Annotated in this window: 24 protein-coding genes; 10 read left to right on the top strand and 14 right to left on the bottom strand. The window is 69.2% G+C overall.

Features of this window, described 5'->3' with window-relative positions; translation table 11 throughout:
- Window positions 1–119: 119 nt before the first annotated feature.
- The 6 genes from EAO79_RS01155 to EAO79_RS01130 all read right to left on the bottom strand — a co-directional run bounded on the left by EAO79_RS01155 (window position 120) and on the right by EAO79_RS01130 (window position 6,970).
- A complete protein-coding gene (locus EAO79_RS01155; protein ID WP_124767464.1) occupies window positions 120–1,085 on the bottom strand; it encodes an N-acetylglucosamine kinase in 966 nt (321 codons plus the stop codon).
- A gap of 2 nt (window positions 1,086–1,087) precedes the next feature.
- Window positions 1,088–2,260, bottom strand: a complete 1,173-nt coding sequence (locus EAO79_RS01150) for an SIS domain-containing protein (RefSeq protein WP_124767463.1) — start codon at window positions 2,258–2,260, stop codon at window positions 1,088–1,090.
- Window positions 2,261–2,374: 114 nt separating this feature from the next.
- Window positions 2,375–3,271 carry a carbohydrate ABC transporter permease gene (locus tag EAO79_RS01145; protein WP_124767462.1) on the bottom strand — a complete coding sequence of 299 codons (897 nt, stop codon included), beginning with the start codon at window positions 3,269–3,271 and terminating at the stop codon, window positions 2,375–2,377.
- Window positions 3,271–4,236, bottom strand: coding sequence for a carbohydrate ABC transporter permease (locus tag EAO79_RS01140; protein WP_124767461.1), 966 nt, complete (start codon window positions 4,234–4,236; stop codon window positions 3,271–3,273). The genes EAO79_RS01145 and EAO79_RS01140 overlap by 1 nt, the downstream gene beginning before the upstream one ends.
- Entirely contained in the window at window positions 4,236–5,591 is a 1,356-nt protein-coding gene (locus tag EAO79_RS01135) for an ABC transporter substrate-binding protein (protein WP_079706575.1), read from the bottom strand. Before EAO79_RS01135 ends, EAO79_RS01140 begins: the two co-directional genes overlap by 1 nt.
- Window positions 5,592–5,653: 62 nt before the next feature.
- Window positions 5,654–6,970, bottom strand: a complete 1,317-nt coding sequence (locus tag EAO79_RS01130; protein WP_124767460.1) for an alpha-glucosidase/alpha-galactosidase — start codon at window positions 6,968–6,970, stop codon at window positions 5,654–5,656.
- Between the two features lie 173 nt (window positions 6,971–7,143).
- On the opposite strand from EAO79_RS01130, the gene EAO79_RS01125 reads away from it, so the two are divergent.
- The 4 genes from EAO79_RS01125 (at window position 7,144) to EAO79_RS01110 (ending at window position 10,496) form a co-directional block, all read left to right on the top strand.
- Complete coding sequence (locus tag EAO79_RS01125; RefSeq protein ID WP_124767459.1) at window positions 7,144–7,896, top strand: DeoR/GlpR family DNA-binding transcription regulator; 753 nt, start codon at window positions 7,144–7,146, stop codon at window positions 7,894–7,896.
- Window positions 7,897–7,964: 68 nt separating this feature from the next.
- Window positions 7,965–8,312 carry a GntR family transcriptional regulator gene (locus EAO79_RS01120; protein ID WP_124767458.1) on the top strand — a complete coding sequence of 116 codons (348 nt, stop codon included), beginning with the start codon at window positions 7,965–7,967 and terminating at the stop codon, window positions 8,310–8,312.
- Between the two features lie 80 nt (window positions 8,313–8,392).
- The gene (locus EAO79_RS01115; protein ID WP_124767457.1) at window positions 8,393–9,388 is read left to right on the top strand and encodes a hypothetical protein; all 996 of its coding nucleotides are present in this window, start codon (window positions 8,393–8,395) and stop codon (window positions 9,386–9,388) included.
- Between the two features lie 58 nt (window positions 9,389–9,446).
- Window positions 9,447–10,496: an aldo/keto reductase gene (locus tag EAO79_RS01110; RefSeq protein ID WP_124767456.1), complete on the top strand. Its 1,050-nt coding sequence runs from the start codon at window positions 9,447–9,449 to the stop codon at window positions 10,494–10,496.
- 36 nt (window positions 10,497–10,532) lie between these two features.
- On the opposite strand, the gene EAO79_RS01105 is transcribed toward EAO79_RS01110, so the two are convergent.
- From EAO79_RS01105 to EAO79_RS01095, 3 genes are all read right to left on the bottom strand, one after another.
- Window positions 10,533–11,285 (bottom strand): hypothetical protein, encoded by a 753-nt coding sequence (locus EAO79_RS01105; RefSeq protein WP_124767455.1) that lies wholly within the window; start codon window positions 11,283–11,285, stop codon window positions 10,533–10,535.
- Window positions 11,286–11,374: 89 nt separating this feature from the next.
- Window positions 11,375–11,932: a hypothetical protein gene (locus tag EAO79_RS01100; protein WP_124767454.1), complete on the bottom strand. Its 558-nt coding sequence runs from the start codon at window positions 11,930–11,932 to the stop codon at window positions 11,375–11,377.
- A gap of 227 nt (window positions 11,933–12,159) precedes the next feature.
- Window positions 12,160–12,750, bottom strand: coding sequence for a TetR/AcrR family transcriptional regulator (locus tag EAO79_RS01095; RefSeq protein WP_124767453.1), 591 nt, complete (start codon window positions 12,748–12,750; stop codon window positions 12,160–12,162).
- An 83-nt stretch (window positions 12,751–12,833) separates the two neighbouring features.
- Here EAO79_RS01095 and EAO79_RS01090 point away from each other — a divergent pair, with 83 nt between their 5' ends.
- From EAO79_RS01090 to EAO79_RS01080, 3 genes are all read left to right on the top strand, one after another.
- Window positions 12,834–13,550, top strand: coding sequence for a TetR/AcrR family transcriptional regulator (locus EAO79_RS01090; RefSeq protein ID WP_079706584.1), 717 nt, complete (start codon window positions 12,834–12,836; stop codon window positions 13,548–13,550).
- Between the two features lie 32 nt (window positions 13,551–13,582).
- Window positions 13,583–15,247 (top strand): MDR family MFS transporter, encoded by a 1,665-nt coding sequence (locus EAO79_RS01085; RefSeq protein ID WP_124770019.1) that lies wholly within the window; start codon window positions 13,583–13,585, stop codon window positions 15,245–15,247.
- A gap of 153 nt (window positions 15,248–15,400) precedes the next feature.
- A complete protein-coding gene (locus EAO79_RS01080; protein WP_124767452.1) occupies window positions 15,401–16,195 on the top strand; it encodes an SDR family NAD(P)-dependent oxidoreductase in 795 nt (264 codons plus the stop codon).
- A 17-nt stretch (window positions 16,196–16,212) separates the two neighbouring features.
- On the opposite strand, the gene EAO79_RS01075 is transcribed toward EAO79_RS01080, so the two are convergent.
- From EAO79_RS01075 to EAO79_RS01060, 4 genes are read right to left on the bottom strand one after another with little or no spacing between them, the layout of a single operon-like run.
- Entirely contained in the window at window positions 16,213–16,776 is a 564-nt protein-coding gene (locus EAO79_RS01075) for an SRPBCC family protein (RefSeq protein ID WP_124767451.1), read from the bottom strand.
- On the bottom strand, window positions 16,773–17,234 hold the full coding sequence (locus EAO79_RS01070) for a hypothetical protein (protein ID WP_124767450.1): 462 nt from the start codon (window positions 17,232–17,234) through the stop codon (window positions 16,773–16,775). The genes EAO79_RS01075 and EAO79_RS01070 overlap by 4 nt, the downstream gene beginning before the upstream one ends.
- Entirely contained in the window at window positions 17,231–18,466 is a 1,236-nt protein-coding gene (locus EAO79_RS01065; protein WP_124767449.1) for a serine/threonine-protein kinase, read from the bottom strand. The genes EAO79_RS01070 and EAO79_RS01065 overlap by 4 nt, the downstream gene beginning before the upstream one ends.
- A gap of 23 nt (window positions 18,467–18,489) precedes the next feature.
- Window positions 18,490–18,750 carry a DUF6458 family protein gene (locus tag EAO79_RS01060; protein ID WP_064295666.1) on the bottom strand — a complete coding sequence of 87 codons (261 nt, stop codon included), beginning with the start codon at window positions 18,748–18,750 and terminating at the stop codon, window positions 18,490–18,492.
- A gap of 114 nt (window positions 18,751–18,864) precedes the next feature.
- Between EAO79_RS01060 and EAO79_RS01055 the strand changes: the two genes are divergently transcribed.
- Entirely contained in the window at window positions 18,865–19,530 is a 666-nt protein-coding gene (locus tag EAO79_RS01055; RefSeq protein ID WP_371413660.1) for a metalloregulator ArsR/SmtB family transcription factor, read from the top strand.
- Window positions 19,531–19,572: 42 nt separating this feature from the next.
- Here EAO79_RS01055 and EAO79_RS01050 read toward each other — a convergent pair whose 3' ends face one another.
- Window positions 19,573–20,259: a M15 family metallopeptidase gene (locus tag EAO79_RS01050; protein WP_206428263.1), complete on the bottom strand. Its 687-nt coding sequence runs from the start codon at window positions 20,257–20,259 to the stop codon at window positions 19,573–19,575.
- Window positions 20,260–20,455: 196 nt separating this feature from the next.
- Here EAO79_RS01050 and EAO79_RS01045 point away from each other — a divergent pair, with 196 nt between their 5' ends.
- The gene (locus EAO79_RS01045) at window positions 20,456–21,151 is read left to right on the top strand and encodes a response regulator transcription factor (RefSeq protein WP_124767448.1); all 696 of its coding nucleotides are present in this window, start codon (window positions 20,456–20,458) and stop codon (window positions 21,149–21,151) included.
- The gene (locus tag EAO79_RS01040) at window positions 21,148–22,320 is read left to right on the top strand and encodes a HAMP domain-containing sensor histidine kinase (RefSeq protein ID WP_124767447.1); all 1,173 of its coding nucleotides are present in this window, start codon (window positions 21,148–21,150) and stop codon (window positions 22,318–22,320) included. The genes EAO79_RS01045 and EAO79_RS01040 overlap by 4 nt, the downstream gene beginning before the upstream one ends.
- Window positions 22,321–22,340 lie beyond the last annotated feature (20 nt).

Genomic DNA, 22,340 nt, shown 5'->3' with positions numbered 1-22,340 from the left:
ACGGCCCCGGGAGCACACTGCTCCCGGGGCCGTTCGCGTCACCTGTCGCCCCGCCGCGTGCGTAGTGGTCGCGTCAGCGCACCGCGCTGGCCCATGGCGACGGCGGGCGGAGGAGCGGGCTACCGGGAGCGCAGCACTTCGAGCGCCTGGGGCGAGAGCGGTGACCCGGCGCGCTTCGCGGCGTACAGCGCGGCGCCGATCGCCGGACCCAAGAGCGGGGTCCGGAGTTCGTACCGGGCGGGCAGCGCCGCGATGGCCTGCTCGAAACCCGACCGCACCGGCTCAGCGGAGAACACCCCGCCCGAGTACGACACCGGAACGACCTCGTCGCCGCTGAAACCGAGCTCCACGCGGGTCGTCTCGACGATCTCCGCCAGCTCCCCGCTCGCGTCGGCCAGGATCCGCCCCGCGACCTCGTCGCCCTGCTGGGCAGCAGCGACGACCGTCTTCGCGAGATCCGCGATCCGGCCACGCTGACCCTTCCAGCGGTTCATGACGACGTCGATCACATCGAGGTCGCTCGTGATCCCGACCCTCGCCCGCACGAGGTCGACGAGAGGACCGCGCGGCAGGCGACCATCGCTCATCCGCGTGAAGGCGTTCAAGCCCCGGGCGGCGATCCAGTACGCCGACCCTTCGTCGCCGAACAGTTCGCTCCACCCGCCGACCCGGTGCCCGCGGCCACGGCGCTCGCCGTACGTCATGGAACCGGTTCCGCTGATGACGTTGATGCCGTCGACGGCGCCGAGCGATCCGGCCCACCCGCACACCATGTCGTTGTCGCAGGAGAACCGGTCATGACCGAGCACGTCGCGCGGTAGCGCATCGAGGTGGGCGATGTCGGAACTCACCTCGCCGTACCCGGGCAGACCGAAGAAGGCCTGATCGATGTCGGCGGTCGTGACACCCGCCTGCCGGCACACCTCCGAGACACCCTCGGTGAGGATGCGACCGACCAGCTCGATCCCCTCGTCGAAGTAGTAGCAGCTCGCCGTCCTCGCTTCCGCGAGCACCCGTCCGGCGTCGTCGAGCAGCACGAAGGCCGTCTTCGACCCGCCACCGTCGACGCCGAGGTACCGCGCCACGACTACTGCTCCTGCAGCTGAGCGGCGACACTCCGAGCGTCGTCGACGCCGTCGAACTCGTGGATCCGGACGCCCTGCACGACGCGGTTCACTGTGCCGCTGGGGAACGGGTTGTCCGGGGTCGCACCGAGCTGGAGCGAGTACGACAGGCCGAGCAGCTGCGCGACGAGCACGTAGCCGATCGCGAGCTGCGCGTCGTCGAGGCCGACGAGCTCGGGCAGTACCCAGTCGTACGCCGTGGCGTCGGCGAGCGGCTCGGAGGAGATCGCGATCACGCGTTCCGGCGACAGCGTCGCGCGCAGTTCGGCGACGATGTCGAGGTCGTACTGCCGCGTGTACGGATCGGACGACAGGTAGACGACGACGAGCGTGCTGTCGTCGACGACCGCCTTCGGTCCGTGACGGAACCCGAGCGCCGAGTCGTAGTAGGTGACGATCCGTCCGGCGGTCAGCTCGAGCAACTTGAGCGCCGACTCGCGGGCCAGGCCGGTGAGCGGGCCGCTGCCGATGTAGACGACGCGTTCGCACCCCTCGTTGGCGAGGGCGCGGATGTCCACCTCGCGCTGGTCGAGGATCGTCGTCGCTCCGGCCGCGAGCGCCTGCACCGCGGCGTCGTCAGTGCCGCCGAGGATGAGGAGGACCGAGAGCAGCATCGAGCTGAAGCTCGACGTCATCGCGAAGCCCTCGTCGTTCGAGCGCAGGGGCATGAGGACGGTCAGCGACGAGGCGCGGTCGTGGTGGCGTCGGTAGAGCTCGCCGGTCTCGTCGCACGTGATCACCAGGTGGTGCACCTCGGCGAGCGACTGGTCGGCGAGTTCCGTCGCGGCCACGCTCTCCGGGCTGTTGCCGGAGCGGGCGAACGACACGAGGAGCAGCGGGACGTCCTCGGCGAACGACTCCTGCGGGTTGGAGACGATGTCGGTGGTCGCGACCGCGTCGATCCGGCGACGGAGCGTCCGGGTCAGGGCAGGTGCCGCGATCTCGCCGATGAAGGCCGAGGTCCCCGCCCCGGTCAGGACGACACGCAGCTCGGGTCGTGCGAGGAGCGGTGCGAGGAACGCGTCGATCTCCTCGCGGCGGGCGGCGATCCCCGTCGACGCCTCGAGCCAGACGTCGGGCTGCTGGGTGATCTCGCGGACGGTGGCTTCCGAACCGACGATGGTGGTGATGGACACGGGTTGCTCCTGGGGTGGGTCGAGGTGATGAGGGGGAGTTGCGAGGTAGCGATGTTGGTTGAGCGTTCGACGCGTGCAGCGATGGACGTGATCCTGCCACGCCGGGATCGGCGCCTACCCCTTGAGGCCTGAGAAGGTCATGGTCGCCACGAACTGCTTCTGGGCGAAGAGGAAGAACACGATCAGCGGGAGCGTGGCGACGACGTTGCCGGCCATGAGGAGCGCCCAGTCCGTGCGGCGCGCGCCCTGGAAGTTCGTGATGCCGAGCTGCAGCGTGAACGCCTGGTCGTTGTTGATCGCGATGAGCGGCCAGACGAGGTCGTTCCACGAACCCAACAGGGTGAAGATCGCGAGCGTCGCCAGAGCCGGCTTCGCGAGCGGCAGGATCACCCGGAAGAACACCTGCAGGCGGGTGCAGCCGTCGATGAGCGCGGCCTCTTCGAGCTCCGCCGGGAGCGACAGGAAGAACTGCCGCATGAGGAAGATGCCGAACGCGGACGCCAGCCACGGCACGATCGCCGCCCCGAGGCTGTCGATGAGTCCGATCCGGGAGAACAGGATGTAGGTCGGGATCATCAGCAGCTGCGTCGGGATCATGATCGTCGCGACGATCATGAGGAAGCCCATCGTCTTGCCGCGGAAGTTCAACCGCGCGAACCCGTAGCCGGCGAGCGAGCAGAGCACGAGGTGGGACAGGACCGCGACCGTCGACACGATGACCGTGTTGCCGAGCCAGAGCAGGATGTTCGACTCGGAGAAGAGCTTCGCGAACCCGTCGAAGGTGATGTGCGAGGGGAGGATGCGGGGCGGATAGGTGTTGATCTCCGACTCCGGCGTCACCGAGGTGATGAACATCTGCACGAACGGGATGGCGAAGATGATCGCGATCGGGGCAAGCACGAGATGCCAGGGGCTGAACCGCCGACGCGTGCGTCGTTCGGCGGGCGGAGCGGTCACGGACGACTTGCCGGTGGCGGCGTCGCCGCGTGGTGGGGTGGTCAGGACGGTCATCAGAATGCCTCCACGTTGGAACGGCGGGAGTACAGGACGACACCGATCGTGGCGATGAGCGTCACCACGAACAGCCCGTAGGCGACCGCGGAGCCGTACCCGAACTGCAACTGCTTGAACGCCGCGTCCCAGAGGTAGAACACGATCGTCTGGGTGGCACCGAGCGGGCCACCTCTGGTGGTGGTGTACACGAGGTCGAACAGCTGGATCGCCTGGATGAACTGCCAGATCGCGACGAACACGGTGACCGGTCCGAGCTGCGGGAAGGTGATGCGCCAGAACGACTGCCAGGCGTTCGCACCGTCGATCCGTGCGGCCTCGAGCAGTTCGGCGGGGATGTCCTGCAGGGCCGCCAGGTAGATGACGGTCGTGAAGGCGGCCTGCCCCCAGAGCGACATGATCGTGATGACGACCATCGCCTGCCCCTGGTCTTCGAGCCAGCCCTGCGCCGGGAGTCCGAGGAACCGGAACACGGTGTTGAGGAGCCCGAACTGCGGGTTGAAGAGGTACGTCGTGAGGATGCCGGTCGCGGCGGCGGAGGCGACGAAGGGGACGAAGATCGCCGTGCGGTAGACGCCGATGAAGCGGATCCGGCGGTTGAGCGCGACGGCGAGGAAGAGTCCGAGGCCGAGCGACGCGGGGACGAAGAGGAGCGTGTAGACGACGGTGTGGACGACGGCCGCCTGCAGCTCGTCGTTGCCGATCATGCTGGCGTAGTTCTCCAGCCCCACCTGCTCCGGCTCGCTGAACCCGTCCCACTTCTGGAGCGACAGGAAGAACGCCCAGATCGCGGGGAAGATCGACAGGCCCAGCACGATGAGCATCGCCGGGGCGACGAAGCCCCAGCCGGTGAGACTGTCGCGGAACCGTCGTCCGGAACGGCGGGGCCGGGCCGGAGCGCGCTCGGCACGCTCCGGCTTCGGCTCCGTCGATGGACGTGTGTCGCGTCCGGCGACCGTGGACATCAGTCCTCCGCCAGAGCGTCGTCGGCGGTCTTCGCGGCGTCCTCGAGGGCCTGCTTCGGATCGCCCTGGCCTTGCAGCACCGAGGAGATCGCCTTGCCGATGGCCTCCGACAGGCCGACGTAGCCGGGCACCGTCGGGCGGGCCTGCTTGGCGTTGACGCCGTTCTCGGCCATCACGTCGAGGCCGGGCAGCTGAGCCACCTGCGCCTGGAACTCGGGGGTGTCGATCTCGCTCGAGCGCAGCGGGAGGTTGCCGTAGGCGACGTTCCACTTGAGGTCCTGCTCCGAGTCGGTGAGCCACTTCGTGAACTCGTACGCCCAGTACTCGCGGTTCTTGTCCTTGTGGTCGAAGAGCGCCCAGACGTCGGGGCCGGAGACGGTCTGGTGGTCGCCGTCGGTGCCGGGGAGGACGGTGACGCCGTACTTCGTGCCCTTCGTCTGCAGCGTCGACAGCTGCCACGGACCGGAGGTGATCATGCCGATGCGGTCGCTGGCGAAGAGGTCGCCGAACTTCGTGTCGGTCTGGTCGAGGTAGACGCTCTTGTCCTCGACCGCCATGTCGCGGAGGAAGGTCAGTGCGTCGACGCCCGCATCCGAGGCGAACTCGGCCGTCTTGGCGTCGTCGGAGATGATCGATCCACCGTTCTGCCAGAGGTGCGGCCAGAACTGCCAGGTCGTCTCCTCGCTGCCCGACACCGAGTACGCGTAGCCGTAGGTGTTCGTCGCCGGGTCGGTGAGCTGCTTCGACGCCTCGCGGAAGTCGTCCCAGGTCCAGTCGGCCGTGGGGTAGTCGACGCCGGCCGCATCGAACACGGTCGTGTTGTAGAGGAGGGAGATGTTGTCGACCACGGCGGGGAAGCCGATCGTCTTCTCACCGGTCGGCTGCACCGTCTTGCGGGCCGCCTCGGAGAACTCGTCCCACTTGACGTCGGGCTCGGCCACCTGGTCGGTGATGTCGAGGGTGCGGCCGGACGCCTCGAGTCGGCTCGCCCAGGATCCGAAGGCGTACGAGACGTCGGGGTAGTTGCCACCCGCGAAGCTCGCGGAGAGTTTCTGCAGGAGGTCCTCCGTGGACGGCGCGCCCGAGGACACGTCGATGGTCACGTTGGGGTGCAGCTTCTCGAAGTCGTCGACGAGGCCGGTGAGGATCTGCTGCGCGGCGTCGGCCTGCCCGGTCCAGAAGGTGAGTTTCACCTTCGCGTCCTTGTCGAGCGTCGTGGCACCGGAGGATCCGCCGGCGCACCCGGAGAGCGCGAGCGCTCCGACGGCGAGGACGGCGGTCGCGGTGATGAGGCGACGTGCTCGGCGGGCGTGCGGGGAGGTGGAAGCGTGGATCGTGGAACGGGGTGGGAACATCGGTGGTCGTCTCCTGTGTCGATCGTTCGGGAAGGAATCGGTTCGGCGGTGCTTCGGGTCGGTCAGATGCGGTCGGCGGGGATGATCTCCCGCAGCGGCTCCGGCAGCAGCTCGCCGTGCGCGGCGACGAGGTCGTTGCACAGCTCCCAGATCTGCTCGGGCGTGAGGGCGGACGAGGCGTTCGGGTCCATGAGGACCGCCTGCCGGATGAGCGTCGGGTTGCCGGTGCGGGCCGCCTCGATCGTGAGCTCCGCGACGGAGACGTACGGGCGGTTGAGTGCGGCGCACTGCACGGGCAGGGCGCCCATGGGCTGCGGGGCGATGCCGTTCCCGTCGACCTGGACCGGGACTTCGACGACGGCACCCTGCGGCAGGTTGTCGATGAGGCCGCGGTTGACGACGTTCCCGTGGATGAGTCGCGGGGTGTCGGTCACGAGCGAGTGGATGAGCTGCGGGGCGTACTCGCTCGCCTCGTCCTCGAGCGTCAGCGGGGTCCCGGCCGCGAGGGCGGCCTTCGTCGCCTCGAACTCCGCGACGTTCTCCTCGCTGATGCCGAGGTACTCGAGCGGCTGGAGGCGGAAGCGCTCGACCTGCTCGCGGGAGCGGAGGAACCACGACAGGTACTCTGAGGAGTGCTCGCTCGTCTCGGTCGGGTAGTAGCCGATGCGGCGGAACATCTCGACGCGAACGCGGCGGCTGAGCTCCGGGTCCTCGCGGATGCGGTCGCGCAGGGCCGGATAGAGGTCGCGGCCCTCGTGGGTCCACTCGAGCAACCACGACTGGTGGTTGACGCCGGCTGCGCGGTAGCTCGTGCCCTCGATCGGCACGCCGACGAGCTCGCAGAGGTCGTTCACCGTCCAGAACACGCTGTGGCAGAGGCCGATCGCGCTGATGTCGGGGGCGACGACCGACGCCCACCAGATGTTCATCGCCATCGGGTTGGTGTAGTTCAGGAGGTGGGCGTCGGGGCAGATCTCCCGCATGTCGGCGGTCAGCGCCGAGAGCAACGGGAAGGTGCGGAGTGCGCGGAAGACACCGCCGACGCCGGTGGTGTCGCCGATGGTCTGCAGGAGACCGCGGGCCGCCGGGATCTCGAGGTCGGAGACGGTCGCGCGGATGCCGCCGACCTGGACCATGTTGATCACGAAGTCCGCGCCGGCGAGGGCGCGACGACGGTCGGACTCCGCCGAGATCGTCGCCCGGCCGTCGAGGCGCTCGTCGACGTGGCGGGCGGTGCCCTCGGCCACCGCGAGGCGTTCGGGGTCGATGTCGTGCAGGACGATCTCGAGGCCGGCGAGGTCGCGGTAGCGGAGGAGGTCGGCGATGAGTTGGCGGGTGAAGACGACGCTGCCCGCCCCGATGAAAGTCACTCGTGTCATGGAGTGATCATCGACTACAGTGATCGAACCGAGCAAGAACTTGATCGGAAATCGATTGAAATGATCACTTTCGCTGAGCAGAGCCGTCGGCGACGAGGGAGGGGTTCGCCGTGGGAGGACCGACCGCAGCCGAGCTCTCGCGACACGCTCCGTCCGGGAAACGCAGTCAGCGGATGCGCGCCATCCTTGCGCTCCTCGCGGCGGAGGACGCCGTCGTCTCGATCGACGACCTCACGGCCCGGCTCGACGTCTCGGCCCCGACGATCCGTCGTGACCTCGCCGACCTCGACGACCTGGGCCTCGTCCTCCGGACGCACGGTGGCGCTCGGGCGGTGGAGTCGCGCGACGAAGTGCCCGTGCGGTTCCGCGACACGCAGTTCCGTGAGGCCAAGCGTCGGATCGCCTTACGCGCGGCGGAGATGATCCCCGCAGGACCGTACGCGATCGCCCTGAGCGGTGGCACCACCACGGCGGCGGTCGCCAAGGAGTTGAGCAACCGGGCGGAACTGACGATCGTGACGAACTCGCTCACCACGGCGACCGAGATCGCCTCCCGGCCGAACCTGCAGGTGATCATGACGGGAGGCCTGGTGCGCTCCTCGTCGTTCGAGGCGGTGGGGGCGCTCGCCGAGAACACCTTCAGCGCGATCAACGTGGGTACAGCGATCCTCGGGACCGACGGCATCAGTGCGCAGGGCGGTGCGACGACGCACGACGAGCGGGAGGCGCGGACGAACCTCGCGATGGTGCGGCACGCGCAGCGGGTCATCGTGGTCGCCGACGGCTCGAAGGTCGGGAGGGTCACGCTCGCGCGCATGGCCGAGTTGGGGCAGATCCACGACCTCGTGACCGACTCCTCCGCCGACCCCGACGAGCTCGAGCGCCTGGCGGCCGCGGACATCGCCGTGCACGTCGTCGCCCTCTGATCCGCGCCGGACCTCAAGCCCACAGATGTCGCGGGCACGGACGGCATTGTTCTAGTACAATTGCAAACATGTTGTTCCGCGTCGATCCCACCTCCGCGGTCTCGCTCGCCGAGCAGATCGCGGTGCAGGTGCGCTCCGGCATCGCGACGGGCGCGCTGGCACCGGGGGAGCGCCTGCCGCCTGCCCGCGACCTCGCCCGCGCGCTGCAGATCAACATGCACACGGTCCTCCGCGCCTACGGAGAGCTCCGCGACGACGGCCTCATCGGGATGCGACAGGGCCGCGGCGCGTGGGTGAACGAGGATGCAGCACCGGGCCTCGTCCGGGTCAACGAACTCGTCGCCCAGCTCGTCACCGAGGCACGCAAGTTCGGGATCTCGCCGAAGGACCTCAGCCGGATGATCGAACGCACCTGACGGGCTCCGGCGCCCACCTCACGACCACGTCGGCCGTCACCACCGACGATCGGACCACCTCAGCAGCTCAGGGGGAGCACATGCACGACACCACCAACACACCGCCACCGGCAGCACCAGCGCGCGGACGGATCCTGCTCGCCGGCCTCGCCATGGCCGTCCCGGCGATCGCGATCGCACTCACCCGGCTCGTCTGGGGCGATGCGATCCCCGTCGACGTCGCATCGCACTGGTCGGGCACCGGGGCACCGGACGACTCCCTGCCGGCCGCGGGCGTCTTCCTCGTGACGCTGATCATCGCGTCCGTCGCCGCGATCACAGCCATCATCCTGCTCGCCCTGCCGAAGCCGGACATGCGCACCAAGCGCATGATCATCCTCTTCATCGGCATCGCCGCCGGGTCGGCCGCGTCCGTGTGGATCATCCCCACCTGGCTCACTGTGCAGGCGGGATCGGTCGACGGTGCCGTCCTCGGCTGGTGGGTCGTCCCGCTCGCCGCGTGCTCGCTCTGGGGCGTGATCCCCGCCGTGATCCTGCCGGCTCAGCCGCTGCTCGCCGGTGCAGCTGCACGACCGGCGCCGATGGACCTCGGCGAGACCGAGGTCGGTGCCTGGAGCCGGAGTGTCACAGCCCTGCTGTTCCTCTGGCTCACTCTCGCCCTCGTCGCGATCGGCGCCGTCGCCTACACGCCGATCCTGCTGGGCGGCGAGCCGGGTGTCGCGATGTTCGGTCTGTCGATCCTCGCCGTCGCGACCCTCCTCTGCGCCTCCTTCATCCGCCTCCGAGTGAGCGTCGACTGGCGCGGCCTCCGCGTCGTCTCGCTCTTCGGCATCCCGATGAAGCGCATCCCCCTCGACCAGGTCGACGTCGTCGAGGCCACCGACATCCGCCCGATGGACTGGGGCGGCTGGGGCTACCGGATCATGCCCGGCCGCTCGGCCGTCGTGCTGCGCTCCGGCCCCGGACTCGTCGTCACGAGCACCTCTGGCAAGCAGTTCGCGATCACGATCGACGACCCCGAGGAACCCGCCGCGCTCCTGCAGGCACTCGCCGCCCGCGTCGCGTCGCGGGTCTGACGTTGCACCGCGTGACGAACCGGACGTCGAACCTGTCCTGAAGTCGTACGGTGAATCCATGAGCGAAGCACCCCTGGCCACTGAGCCGTCCACGACCGCGCTGCCCTCGACCACGATCGGCGCGGGCGACACCACCACGGAGGTCGGCGCCATCGGGTACGGCGCGATGTCCATCGCCGGTACCTACGGGGCGATCGCCGACGCCGATGTCACCGCCATCCTCGACGCCACCCTGGCGAGCGGCGTGAACCTCATCGACACTGCGAACGTCTACGGGGACGGCCGCAGCGAGGAACTCCTCGGCCGGTACCTGACCGGGCGCCGCGACGACGTCTTCCTCGCGTCCAAGGTGGGCATCGTCACCGGCGGCGGCATCGGCAAACGAGGGATCCGTGGCGACCGCACCCACCTCCACGAGCAGATCGACGGGACGCTCACCCGCCTCGGCACCGACCACCTCGACCTCTACTACCAGCACCGCGTCGACCCCGACATCCCGATCGAGGAGACGGTGGGGGCGCTCGCCGAACTGGTCGCCGGCGGCAAGGTGCTCCGCATCGGTCTGTCCGAGGCGACGGGCGACGAACTCCGCCGCGCCCACGCCGTGCACCCGATCGCGGCGATCCAGTCCGAGTGGAGCATCGTCAGCCGCGACATCGAGACCTACGTCGTCCCGACGGCGGCGGAGCTCGGCGTGACGGTCGTCGCGTTCTCGCCGCTGTCGCGCGGGCTGTTCACCGAGGACTTCACGGCCGAGACGGTGCCGCTCGGGGGGACGCGAGCGAACTTCCCGCGCTTCCAGCCCGAACACCTCGCGGCAAACCTCGAACTGGCGGCCCGCTTCCGCACCCTCGCTCACCGCATCGGGACGACCGCGGAGGCGCTCGCGCTCGCCTGGGTGCACGACCGAGGACAACAGCTCGGCGCACGGGTCGTCTCGATCCCCGGCACCCGGAGCGTCGCGCACCTGCACGCGAACCTCGAGGCGTTCCAGGTTGAGCTGACGGACGAGATCCGAGCCGAGATCGACACCTACGCCGACCAGGTGAGCGGTCCGCGGGCCGCCGACCCGAACTGGGTGTCGGGCGGTCGCGAGGGGCTCATCTGACCCAGACCGGGCTCGAGCACGGTTTCGGTCGCGGGTTCAGCAGCCGATGGCGGGTTTGCCGGGTCGGCAGGGTTTGTCGACGCCGACGGTCGAGTTGCGGACGATCTGGACCGTGTGGGGTTCTTCGGTCGGGATCGAGAGGGTTCCGACGACGGGAAGCCACCCGCTGTCGCCGATGCGGTATTCGGCGGCGTACTCGACCTCCGTGGTGATGGTCTTGGTCCCGACCGTCGTGTAGCGGTGGCTGGTGGGGGTCTTGGAGAACTCGGCCAGTCCGAGGGCGGCCCAGGAGGATCCGCCGGTCCGGACGGTCGCACTCTCGCCGTCGCCGTAGTCGAAGGTGAAGCCGATGGGGATGAAGTTCACCTCTGCGACCTGGCCGAGGAGGGTGCCGGTGCGGGTGTGGCCGGAAGCAGCTGCGATGACGTTGGTGTGGAGCCCGCGGACACCCCAGGCGGCGGGTTCGGTGGTGACGGTGGGGGCGGCGGGGGCGAAGCTGGCGACGTCGCGGATCGTGACGGGGGCCGCCGGCGCTGCTTCGAGGTCGGTGCCGAGGTCGCCGGGGGTGAAGGTGTAGCACTCGTCCGGCCGCATGAGGCTGCAGACCGTCCGCTCACCGTTGGGCCCGTCGGTCACACCGGGCGGCAGCTCGGCCGAGCCTCCGCCTTCGTAGTCGCCTCCGCCGGTTCCGCCACCGGAACCACCGCCTCCACCCGAACCAGGCCGCTCGACGCTGCCCCCGATGTCGACCGAGCCGTTGCCGATGCAAGCGCCATTCATGTAGTCCACCTCGGTGCAGCTGTTTGCAGACGCCGACGTGACCGGAGCAGTGAGTGATACAACGGCGATCAGTGCGAGTACCGTAGCGAGCCTTCTGGTCATGAGCAGATCTCGCTTTCCGGGACAGGCTTCTTCGTGGAAATCAGCACTTCCCCGTCCGCTGCGGTGAGCTGAAGCTCTGTTGAGCGGAGTTGATCTCGCTCTGGATTGACGACTGAGGTTCCGCCGGAGTCCAGAACATCGACGCCGGTGTAGTCGATGCACGCTTGAGCAATCGCGATCACACCGACAGCGTCGGGCCGAGGCCACCACTGAGCGAGCTCGACGCGCCGAAGGGTGGCTTCGCCTGTGGTTCTCCAGCCCTTCGCGGCCATGTCTACGAATCCTGCGGTCTCTGCTTCCTTCAGATCGGGCGCGAGAAGGTGGTCGAGCCGTTCTGGGTTTTGTCCGCCTTCGGCGCCAATTGTGTTGACGACGGTGACAAAGGAACCAACCGTCTCCGTCACCGCAGCCAGGGCCTGTTCCTCGTTCTCGAAGACCGGCGGAGTGCTGCTCGGAGGGGGAGCCGGTTCGACTTCCGTGCACGCGGTGAGCGCGAGGAGTCCCACCGCTAGTGCAAGTGTGGAGAGGGTTCGAGGTGAGGAGATCGTTGACATCCCTCGACGCTACGGGCGGTCGAAGCGGCCGCCCGGGTTATCCACAGTGCAGATATGCCTACACCGACATATGTCGCGCATGAGGCCGTTGTGCCAGCGCGGTGCGCTGGCGTGAGCGCACCCCAGGGTAGGTGAGCGCGGGTCTCCGGAGGGGCGCGCTCACGTGAGGGACCCGCGCTCGCGTCAGCGCACCGCGCTGGCGTCAGGCCCAGGCCCAGGCGCCGGGGTCAGGAGCGGCCGAGCCACCAGGCGGGGGAGGCCGCGATGACGGTGCGGGCCGCCGCGTCGATGTCGTCGAGGTCGCCGGACCGGAGCCACTCCTCGATCGCCGCGACGGTGCCGGCGCCGGCGTAGGCCACGAGCATCCGCACGTGTCGCTCGGGCGTGATGCCGTCCTCGCGAGGTGGGGCGATGTGCGGGTGCCGGTCGAGGTGGTGCGCGAGCGCCTGCTCGATCCGCTCGGTGAGCGCGTCACGCAGGGGTCCGATGAGCCGGGGGTGCATGGCGTTGCGGTAGATCGTCGCGTGCTCGGCGACGTGACGCAGGAGGTCGCGTTCGGACTCGTCGAAGACGCTCAGCGTCGAGTCGCTGTGCGCCGGCAGATCGGCGTGCGCCTGGAGTGTCTCATCCAGTTCCTCGCCGAGCACGTCGGCGAGCAGGTGGACGGGCGTCGCGGCGTGACGGTAGAAGGTGTCGCGGGTGATCCCCGCCACCCGGGACACCTCCGCAACGGTCACCTGATCGATGCGCTTCGCCGCCGCGAGGGTGTGGATCGCGTCGCGAAGGGCACTGCGAGTTCGTGCCTGACGAGGGTCCATGCGTTCACTCTAGTGATGCCCGACCAGTCGGCTCGTGCGCCAAGTTGCACCCCGGCTCGGAAAGTGCAATACTGCACTTCGTGATGCAGAGTGCAACTTCGACGAATCGACTGTCCGACCGGATGGCCGCCACCGCCGCGCGCCTGACGACCGTGTCACGTCGGCTCACGGCCGCCCAAGGCCTCAACGGCTTCACGATCGAGGAACTCTGCGAGGAGGTCGGCGTCTCGCGTCGCACCTTCTTCAACTACTTCCCGAGCAAGGAGGACGCCGTGCTCGGCATCGACGAGACCGAGGAGACCGAGCGGTTCGCCACCGAGTTCCTCGCCCTCGGCTCGCGGGGGTGGCGCGCCGTGCTCGACGACTTCATGCTCATCGCGGCCGGCCATGCGGAGCGGTCCGGGTTCGGTCTCGCCGAGCACGTCGACTTCCACGCCGCCCTCGAGCGCGAACCCAAGTTGCTGGTCCGGTTCATGGGCCTCAACCGTGAGCGCGAGCAACTGCTCGTCGAGCTCATCGCCGTGCGGGAAGGCGTCCCGGCAGACGACCCGCGTGCCCGCGCCTGCGCCGACCTCTTCGGGATGGCGATCAAGACGACGATGGCGCGTGTCTTCGGCAGCGGCGTCGCCGACATCGGCCAGGGCGGGGAGTTCGACATCGTCGGCTCCATCCGCGACTGCCTCGCGACGTATCGCACCATCCTCGAGCCCGCCGACCCCGAATCCGCCGACGCCGGACCCACCGCCGCCGCACCCCAGATCCCCCACACGAACCCCACTCCCCGAAAGGACCTCCAGTGACCGCCGCCACCGCCGCACCCACCGAGGGCCCGATGCTGCTCACCAAGCGCCGCATCTGGATCATCTTCGCCGCCCTCATCGCGGGCATGCTGCTCTCCAGCCTCGACCAGACGATCGTCTCCACCGCCATGCCGACGATCGTCGGACAGCTGGGCGGCGTCGACCACCAGGTCTGGCTCACCACCGCCTACCTCCTGGCGACCACGATCGTCATGCCCGTCTACGGCAAGTTCGGTGACGTCCTCGGTCGTCGTCGCCTCTTCCTCGTCGCGATCGCCCTGTTCACGATCGCCTCCGTCGGTTGTGCGTTCGCGGGTGACTTCACGCAGCTCATCGTCTGGCGAGCCGTCCAGGGCCTCGGTGGCGGTGGCCTCATGATCCTGTCGCAGGCGATCATCGCCGACATCGTGCCCGCCTCCGAGCGCGGCAAGTACCTCGGCCCGCTCGGCGCCGTCTTCGGTCTCTCCGCCGTCGGTGGCCCGCTCCTCGGTGGCTTCTTCGTCGACCACCTCACCTGGCAGTGGGCGTTCTACATCAACATCCCGGTCGGCATCGCCGCCTTCGCGATCGCGTTCTTCACGCTGAAGCTGCCGAACAAGAAGGCGACCGCGCCGATCGACCTCCTCGGCGTGATCTTCCTCTCGGCGTTCACCACCTGCCTCATCTTCTTCACCGACTTCGGTGGCGACGCTGCGCACGGTTGGGGTGCCATCGAGACCTGGATGTTCGGCATCGGCATGCTGCTCGCCGCGCTGCTCTTCGTCATCACCGAGGCGCGCGCCAAGGACCCGATCATCCCGCTGTCGCTCTTCAAGAACCCGACGTTCATCAACGCGACCGCGATCGGCCTCACCCTCGGCCTCGGCATGTTCTCGGCGATCGGCTTCGTGCCGACGTTCCTCCAGATGTCGTCCGGCACCTCGGCAGCCGCATCGGGCCTGCTCATGATCCCGATGATGGTCGGCCTCATCGGTACCTCGATCGTCTCGGGGAACCTGATCACCAGGACCGGTCGCTACCGGATGTTCCCGGTCATCGGCACGCTCGTCACCGCCGCCTCGATGGTCGCGTTCACGACGCTCACGGCGGACACCCCGATCTGGCTGATCTGCGTCTTCCTGTTCTTCTTCGGCGCCGGTCTCGGCCTGATCATGCAGGTCGTCGTGCTCGTCGCCCAGAACTCGGTGGACGCGTCGATGGTGGGAACGGCGACCAGCACGAACAACTACTTCCGCGAGGTGGGTGCGTCGCTCGGCGTCGCCGTGTTCGGCACGATCTTCACCACGCGCCTCACGGCCAACCTGAAGGACGTGTTCGCGAGTTCGGGTGCCAGCGCGGGGGACGCTTCCAATGCGGCGGCGACGATCGACCCGCAGACGCTCAGCCAGCTTCCGCCGGGCATCCGCGACGGTGTCGTGACCGCCTATGCCGACGCTCTCGCCCCGGTGTTCTGGTACCTGCTGCCGTTCATCGGCGCGGCCTTCCTGCTGTCGTTGTTCCTCAAGCAGATCCCGCTGTCCGACGTCGCCGGGCTCGTCGCCCGCGGCGAGGCGGTCGGCGGGGACGAGGCGGAGTCACTCGAGGCCGCAGCGCGCGGCAAGGTGCCTGCCTCGACCACCGGGGCACCCGCGTTCGACCGGGCCTCGGGTGGCGACGGTGAACTGGCGGACGCTGATCGCGAGCAGTCGCCGCGGTAGGACTCGGCCGCTGCCTGACGCCGGCCCTGGGACACGTCGTCCCGGGGCCGGCGTCGTCATGCTGAGGACTGCCTGAAACTATCTGACATGTGACTGATAGATGCGTATGCTGGGGGTGCTCGCCAGAGCCGGTGAGCAGAACGGAGCGGCATCATGTCGAATGCATCAATCCAGGGCCGGTTCGCCGGCAAGGTCGCGATCGTCACCGGGGGCGTGTCCGGCATCGGGGCGAAGATCACCGAACGGCTGGTCGCCGAGGGCGCCTCGGTCGTCGTCGCGGACATCAATGCCGAGCTCATCGCGCGTGCCGCCGAGACCTTCGGCGATCGCGTGTGGGGTCGGCGCACCGACGTGACCGACGAGGCTGACTTCTCCGCGCTGGTCGCCGAGACCGTCGAACGCTTCGGCACGCTCGACACGCTCTTCAACGTCGCCGGTGGGTCGCGCGCCGGGACGATCACCGACATCTCCTTCGAGGACTGGGACTTCACGGTCCGACTGAACCTCTACAGCGCCTTCAACGGCACCCGGCTCGCCGCCCGTCAGTTCCTCGCCGAGGGCAAGGCCGGGTCGATCGTCAACATCGCTTCGCTCAACTCGCTCGTCCCCATGCACTTCGGCGTCGGCTACACGGCGTCGAAGGCCGGCGCGGTCATGTTGACCAAGCAGGCGGCGCTCGAGCTCGGTGAGCATGGCATCCGGGTGAACGCCGTGTCGCCGGGTCTCGTCGCGACGCCGTTGACGAAGTCGCTGACCGACATCCCCGGTGTGCAGGCCGCGTACGACGAGCGCATCCCGCTCCGACGTGCGGCTGCGCCGGAGGAGATCGCCGCAGCCGCCCTGTTCCTCGCGAGCGACGACGCGTCGTACATCTCGGGCGACAACCTCGTCGTCGACGGTGCCTGGCAGACCACCGGCTATCCGGACCTGCGACCGTTCATGAGCTGATCAGGTGGGGCCGACGGCTAGCCCTTCGGGGAGACGACCTTGATGCGGGAGTGACCCGAGGGGCCGCCGGTCGACTCGATGTAGGTCTTGAACGCCTCGAGCGCCCCACGGACGACCCGTCCGGCGAGCCCGAGCGCCGCAGCGGTCCGCTCCACCGCGGACACCGGCTTCCAGTGCACAGTGACGTCCACGCGGGTCTGCTGCTTGTCGATCGCGTCGAAGGTGGCGTCGCCACTGAACCAGACGTCGCCCTCGATGGTGCGCCAGACCAGACGCTCCTCGGGGAGCTGCTCCAGGATCTCGACGAGGAACTGCCGCGAGAGCTTGCTGATCGCGACGGTCCAGCGACTGTAGACCTCGCCGGTCAGCTTCACCTCGCGTACGGCCGGCAAGAACTCCGGGTACGACTCGAAGTCGACCCACTGCTTGTAGACGGCGGCGATGGGGAGGTCGACGATGATGCTGTGCTGGACGGTCGAGACCCCGTCCTCCGCCGTACGGGTTCGCTTCGCCGTCTCTTCGTCCCCGGGCTCGAACGATCCGTCGTCGGGGGCGGAGTCGGTGCTTCCTCGTCGCTTCATTTGTCCTTCTTGTCCTTGTTCTTGCCGTTGTTGCCGTTGTTCCCGTTGTTCCCGTTGTTCCCGGAATCGTCCCCGCCTCCGTCGTCTTCGACCGGTGCAGCGGGTTCGGCCGGCGCGACCGAACTGGGTTCCGGGGTCGGCGTCGGGGTCTCGACCGCGGGGGAGAGGTCGGCGCGGACGAGCGCGATCGCCGCACGGATGTCCGCGGCTCGGGTCGCCGAAACGGTCCCAGCCGCCTCAGCAGCGGCCATCTGCGCCTCGAGCGCGTCGAGAGCCGCGAGCGCGCCCGCAGTGTCGCCGTCGGCGGCTGCGTTCGCGACCACGAGTACACGACTCTGCAGGTCGCGGCCGGTGTTCGCGTCGAGGTCTGCAGCCGGTCCGGCGCAGCCACTCAGGAGGGCGACGACGACCAACGGTGCTGCGAACAGCCGGAGCCCTCGGTTCCAGGAGTTCCTCATGGCGTCACCTTCCGCAGGAGTTCGTCCAGATGCGTCGACAACGGTTCGGGCAGGGTGGGCAGCGTCGGAGCGGGCGGCTGTGCCTGGGACACGATGAACCAGACGACGGCGACCGCGATCACCAGCAGCACGGCCGCGAGGATCAGCCAGCGTCGAAGGCGCCGCGGCTGGTGCGCTGCGACCTGTCGCCGTGCACCAGCCGCGAGACGTCGCTCCGAGCGGCGAGTGCCGTCGAGCACCGTGGTCGGGCCGGTCTCGGCGCGCGCGCCTGTCATCGACTCGAACGGCGTCGTCGAGACGAGCGGCTCGGTCGCTGCCGTCGGTGCCGGGTCGGCGGTCGTCGTCATCGCAGGTGCCGAGGTCGCCACGGTCACATCCGCCGGGTCGAGCACGGGGTCCATCGCGCGGACGGTCGTCGCGACGTCGAGGGCGGTGGGGCGTTGCGCCGGATCGGCGGCGGTCATCGCGGTGAGCAGCGACTTCCACTGGTAGCCGAGCTCGCCGGGGATCGTCGGCGACGCGTTGAGGCGTGCCATGAGCGACTCGTGCGTGGTGGTCTGCGGGTAGGCGCGGCGACCGGTCAGGGCTTCGAGGAGGACGAGTCCGAGGGCGTACACGTCGGCCGGAGGGGCCGGATCCGCTCCACGGACGAGCTCAGGACTGAGGTAGGCGACCGTGCCCATCAGTGAGCCCGGCGCGGTCATGCGGGTGCTGTCGATGAGGTAGGCGATGCCGAAGTCGGCGAGCTTCGCGCGGTACTCCTGGTGGGGCAGGATCGTCGGTCGCAGCAGCACGTTGGACGGCTTGATGTCGCGATGGACGACCCGCGCCGCGTGCACCGTGTGGAGTGCCTCCGCGAGGTCGACGGCCATCGCGGCGACCTCGGACGACGGAAGCGGCGACCGAGCGATGCGTTGGGACAGCGTCGGGCCGTCGACGTGCTCCATGACGAGGTAGGAGCCGTCACCGGCCACGACCCTGGCGTCGAACAGGGTGACGAGGGCCGGGTGGTTCAGCGACGCGAGCAGACGCGTCTCCGAGGCGGTCCTGGCGCCGTCGGTCGCATCGGTCGTTCCCGGGCGGAACAGCTTGACCGCCACCTTGCGCCCGAGCACCTCGTCGGTCGCCAGATGGACGGTCGCCATCCCGCCGGCACCGATCGGTCGCTCGAGTCGATACCGACCGTCCAGCAGTTCGCCGCTCTGGGACGGCGCGGTGGCGGGTTCGGTCATGGGTGGTGCGGCCGGTCCGGTCGTCAGAGGACGGGGCCGTCGTTGTCGGTCGTGCTGCGGCGGGTGACGCGTTCGCCGCTACCGGGGTCCACGGCGGAGCGCGTGGTCGAGGAGACCTGTCGGCGGCGGAGCACGAGGACGAGCGAGATGAGGAACACCACGGCGCCGGCGGCCATGAGGATGTACCCGATGAGCGTGAGGTCCACAGCGGGGACGTCGACGTTCACGGCGAAGGCGAGGATGGCGCCGATGACGATCAGGGCGATTCCGGTTCCGAGACCCATGAGTAGCTCCTCTTCTCGACGACCGTGAGTTCGAGCGGATCGCTCAAGGGGTGTTCACGGACGACTCAGCCTATTATTGAGTCAATCACGGTTGAGTCAACGGGGGTTGTGTCGGTGGAGTCGCTGGCGGTAAGGGCGTCCAAGTTCGCCGCGCTCGCGGAACCGGCGCGGCTGCGCATCGTGGACCTCCTGGCGCTCGGCGACCTCTCGCCGACCGAGATCCAGCTCGCCCTCGGGATGGGCTCGAACCTCGTCTCCCATCACCTCAGCGTCCTCCAGCGAGCGGGGATCCTCTCGCGGTCGCGATCCGAGTCCGATGGGCGCCGGAACTACGTGCGGCTCGTCCCGGGGGCGTTCGACCGCCTCGCGCCCGAACCGATCAGCGCCCCGGCGCGGGTCGTCTTCGTCTGCACGGCGAACTCGGCGCGGTCGCAGATGGCGGAGGCGCTCTGGCAGGAGCGCAGCGACGTCCCCGTCGCATCGGCGGGTAGTCGGCCGGCGAGCGAGGTCAACCCGGGCGCTGTCCGGGCGGCGGCACGCCATGGCGTCCGGATCCGCCCGAGCGTTCCACGCGCGACGGCGGAGGTCCTCCGGCACGGCGACTTCGTCATCACCGTGTGCAACCGGGCGCACGAGGAGCTCGGCGGGCTGGACGACCTGCACTGGTCGATCCCCGACCCTGCCGCGCCTGCGACCGACGAGGCGTTCGACGAAGCGTTCCGGGACATCCGCCTGCGCGTGGACGAGTTCGTCAGTCGGCTGGCACCGGTCGCCGGATAGGACCGGGACGCCCGGCGGGAGCAGCTGGTCGCGGCACCGACCTCATCCGGCGTCGGGAAGAAGCTCCGGGCACTCGCCGCCGGGGACGGTGGCCAACTCGAAGTGCCAGATCTCGTTCGCGTAGGTCTGGCAGAGGCCGTAGTCGGCGCCGTGCTCGATGAGCCAGTAGTCGGCGTCCGTCGCACCGATGTCGACTGCCGCCCCGCGCGTGTGCGAGGACCCGTCGGGCGTGGCCACGTACTGCCGGGCGGCCGCCTCGCTGCCGTACTGGAGGATCGCCTCGTCGAGCAGGTGCTGCTGGTACGCCGTGCTCCGCCAGCCGGAGCTCACGTACAGCGCGATGTCGTCTTCCGCCGCTGCGTCGGTCGCCTGCTGGACGGCCTCCAGGAGGTCGGGGTCGAGGTTCGCGATGGCCGGGAGATCGGTGTCGTAGGCCGAGTACCGGTTCTCCTCCAACACGCCGTCGTCGGTTCCGAACGCGCCATCCGTCGTGGTCGTGGTTCCGGCACCCGCGTCTCCGGACGGGCGCTCGGCCAGCGCGGTGATCCCGCGGGTGATGGTCGGAGCGACGCCCGTGCACGCGACCAAGGCGATCGCGGCGGTGAGGGCGACGGCCGTGGCGGCGAGGATGACGACGGCTCGGTTGGAGCCTTTGCGGGCGACCGTGCTCTGTCGGCCTGGTAGCCGGTGGTGCTGGTGCTGGTGCTGGTGCTGCATGTCGTGCTGCATGGTTCCTCCTCGGTCGGTGGTCGGTGTTCGGCACGCGACGACCAGTCCCCAGTCCAACTCGACGGCGGTTGCGCGGGCGTCGGATGATCACCAGACGGTTCCGAAACACGGTGCCGCCTACGATCGACACGACGCCCATCGCGGGCGCCGGAGCGACGCCATCGACGCGTCGTCCGTCCCGAACACCGGAGGTCCCATGCGTGTCCTGATCGCCGAGGACGAGCAGTACCTCGCCGAGAGCATCCTCGAGGGCCTGCAGCACGAGGGGCTCGCCGCCGACCTCGTGTTCGACGGCGACACCGCGCTCGAGCGGCTCGCCGTCAACGCCTACGACGTCGTGGTGCTCGACCGCGACCTCCCTGGCACGCACGGCGACGACGTCTGCCGCTGGATCATCGCCCAGGAACTGCCCTGCCGGGTGCTCATGCTCACCGCGGCCGCCGACCTCGACGACAAGGAGAGCGGCTTCGAGATCGGCGCCGACGACTACCTGACCAAGCCGTTCGAGCTGCGCGAGCTCGTCCTCCGGCTCCGTTCACTGGCGCGTCGACCCAAAGCGTCGCTCCCACCCGTCCTCGAGTACGCCGGTGTGCGGCTCGACCCGTTCCGCCGCGAGGTGTACCGCAACGGCCGCTACGTGCGTCTGGCGAAGAAGCAGTTCGCGGTGCTGGAGATCCTGCTCGCGGCCAAGGGTGGCGTCGTGAGTGCCGAAGAGCTCCTCGAGCGCGCCTGGGATGAGCACGCCGACCCGTTCACGAACGCCGTGCGGGTGACGATGTCGACGCTGCGGAAGGTCCTCGGCGAGCCGTGGGTCATCCACACCGTGCCGGGCGTCGGGTACCGGGTGCTCCCGCCGGGCGAGGACGAGCGCACGAGGGTGGACGCCGAATGACCACCGCGTCCCCCGCTCGGCCGGTCGCGTCCCGTCCGACGCGCATCACGGCCCGCGTCAAGCTCACCGCGACCTATGCCGCCTTCACGGTCGTCACCGGTCTCGTCGCGCTGATCGTCATCAACGTCATCATCTGGCGCTTCCCCGACTACCCGATCGCGCCAGCCGGCGATCCGGAGCAGTTGTCCGGCATCACCCGTGGCGAGATCCGCGATTCGCTCATCAACTACTCGATGCTCGCGCTCATCGCGATGGCCGTGATCGGCACCGGTGTCGGCTGGATCGTCGCCGGTCGGGTCCTGCGACCGCTGCGCGACCTCAACGACGCGGTGCGGGCTGCAGCGGCGGGCTCGCTCGACCACCGCATCGCGATGACGGGTCCGCGCGACGAGTTCCGCGAACTCGCCGACCGCTTCGACGACATGCTCGCGCGCCTGGAGCAGTCGTTCCTCACGCAGAAGCGCTTCGCGGCCAATGCCTCGCACGAGCTGCGCACGCCGCTCGCGACCATGAAGATGCTCATCGAGGTGGCGCAGGCCGACCCGGAGGGCCGTGACGTCGACCGCGCGCTCCGCCGACTGCACGAGACGAACGAGCGGGGGATCGCGATCGTGGAAGCCCTGTTGCAGCTGAACCAGCTCGACCGCCGACCGCTCGTGACCTCGCCCGTCGACCTGGCGGCGGTGGCCCGCGACGCGTCGCAGCTCGTCGCACCGGACGTCGCCCACGCCGGCGTCACGATCTCCTCGACCCTCCGGAGCACCGCCGTGCTCGGCAATCGCGTGCTCCTCCAGCAGCTGCTGACGAACCTGCTGTCGAACGCCGTGCGGTACAACAGCGGTCCGGGCGGATGGGTCTCCGTCTGGGTGGGCGAGGATCCGCAGGCCGACCCGTCCGCGGCCGACCACGCGGTCGTGGTCGTCAGCAACTCAGGACCGCTGCTCGGCGACGACGAGGTCGCTCGGTTCGTCGAGCCGTTCGATCGCCACGACGCCAGGATCGCGCGCGCCGCCGGTGCCGACCGTGGCAACGGGCTCGGGCTGACGCTCGGTGCGCGGATCGTCGAGCTGCACGGTGGCTCGCTGGGCCTCGCGCCGCTGCCGGCCGGCGGGCTCGAAGTGACGGTGCTGCTGCCCGCCGTGCCCGCTCCTGAGCCGGACGACGCCTGACCCCGGAACGACGGGACGGC

This window comes from Plantibacter sp. PA-3-X8 (assembly GCF_003856975.1).
Taxonomy (GTDB): Bacteria; Actinomycetota; Actinomycetes; order Actinomycetales; family Microbacteriaceae; genus Plantibacter; species Plantibacter auratus.
This window is presented reverse-complemented; position numbering and strand designations above follow the sequence as displayed.

Coding starts and splice junctions, on each gene's coding strand:
- EAO79_RS01085 (WP_124770019.1), top strand. CDS start 13,583: ATGCTGCTCACCAAGCGCCGCATCTGGATCATCTTCGCCGCCCTCATC.
- EAO79_RS01090 (WP_079706584.1), top strand. CDS start 12,834: ATGCAGAGTGCAACTTCGACGAATCGACTGTCCGACCGGATGGCCGCC.
- EAO79_RS01140 (WP_124767461.1), bottom strand. CDS start 4,236: ATGTCCACGGTCGCCGGACGCGACACACGTCCATCGACGGAGCCGAAG.
- EAO79_RS01125 (WP_124767459.1), top strand. CDS start 7,144: ATGCGCGCCATCCTTGCGCTCCTCGCGGCGGAGGACGCCGTCGTCTCG.
- EAO79_RS01095 (WP_124767453.1), bottom strand. CDS start 12,750: ATGGACCCTCGTCAGGCACGAACTCGCAGTGCCCTTCGCGACGCGATC.
- EAO79_RS01070 (WP_124767450.1), bottom strand. CDS start 17,234: ATGAGGAACTCCTGGAACCGAGGGCTCCGGCTGTTCGCAGCACCGTTG.
- EAO79_RS01080 (WP_124767452.1), top strand. CDS start 15,401: ATGTCGAATGCATCAATCCAGGGCCGGTTCGCCGGCAAGGTCGCGATC.
- EAO79_RS01075 (WP_124767451.1), bottom strand. CDS start 16,776: ATGAAGCGACGAGGAAGCACCGACTCCGCCCCCGACGACGGATCGTTC.
- EAO79_RS01100 (WP_124767454.1), bottom strand. CDS start 11,932: ATGTCAACGATCTCCTCACCTCGAACCCTCTCCACACTTGCACTAGCG.
- EAO79_RS01135 (WP_079706575.1), bottom strand. CDS start 5,591: ATGTTCCCACCCCGTTCCACGATCCACGCTTCCACCTCCCCGCACGCC.
- EAO79_RS01110 (WP_124767456.1), top strand. CDS start 9,447: ATGAGCGAAGCACCCCTGGCCACTGAGCCGTCCACGACCGCGCTGCCC.
- EAO79_RS01115 (WP_124767457.1), top strand. CDS start 8,393: ATGCACGACACCACCAACACACCGCCACCGGCAGCACCAGCGCGCGGA.
- EAO79_RS01040 (WP_124767447.1), top strand. CDS start 21,148: ATGACCACCGCGTCCCCCGCTCGGCCGGTCGCGTCCCGTCCGACGCGC.
- EAO79_RS01145 (WP_124767462.1), bottom strand. CDS start 3,271: ATGACCGTCCTGACCACCCCACCACGCGGCGACGCCGCCACCGGCAAG.
- EAO79_RS01120 (WP_124767458.1), top strand. CDS start 7,965: ATGTTGTTCCGCGTCGATCCCACCTCCGCGGTCTCGCTCGCCGAGCAG.
- EAO79_RS01065 (WP_124767449.1), bottom strand. CDS start 18,466: ATGACCGAACCCGCCACCGCGCCGTCCCAGAGCGGCGAACTGCTGGAC.
- EAO79_RS01045 (WP_124767448.1), top strand. CDS start 20,456: ATGCGTGTCCTGATCGCCGAGGACGAGCAGTACCTCGCCGAGAGCATC.
- EAO79_RS01050 (WP_206428263.1), bottom strand. CDS start 20,259: ATGCAGCACGACATGCAGCACCAGCACCAGCACCAGCACCACCGGCTA.
- EAO79_RS01060 (WP_064295666.1), bottom strand. CDS start 18,750: ATGGGTCTCGGAACCGGAATCGCCCTGATCGTCATCGGCGCCATCCTC.
- EAO79_RS01130 (WP_124767460.1), bottom strand. CDS start 6,970: ATGACACGAGTGACTTTCATCGGGGCGGGCAGCGTCGTCTTCACCCGC.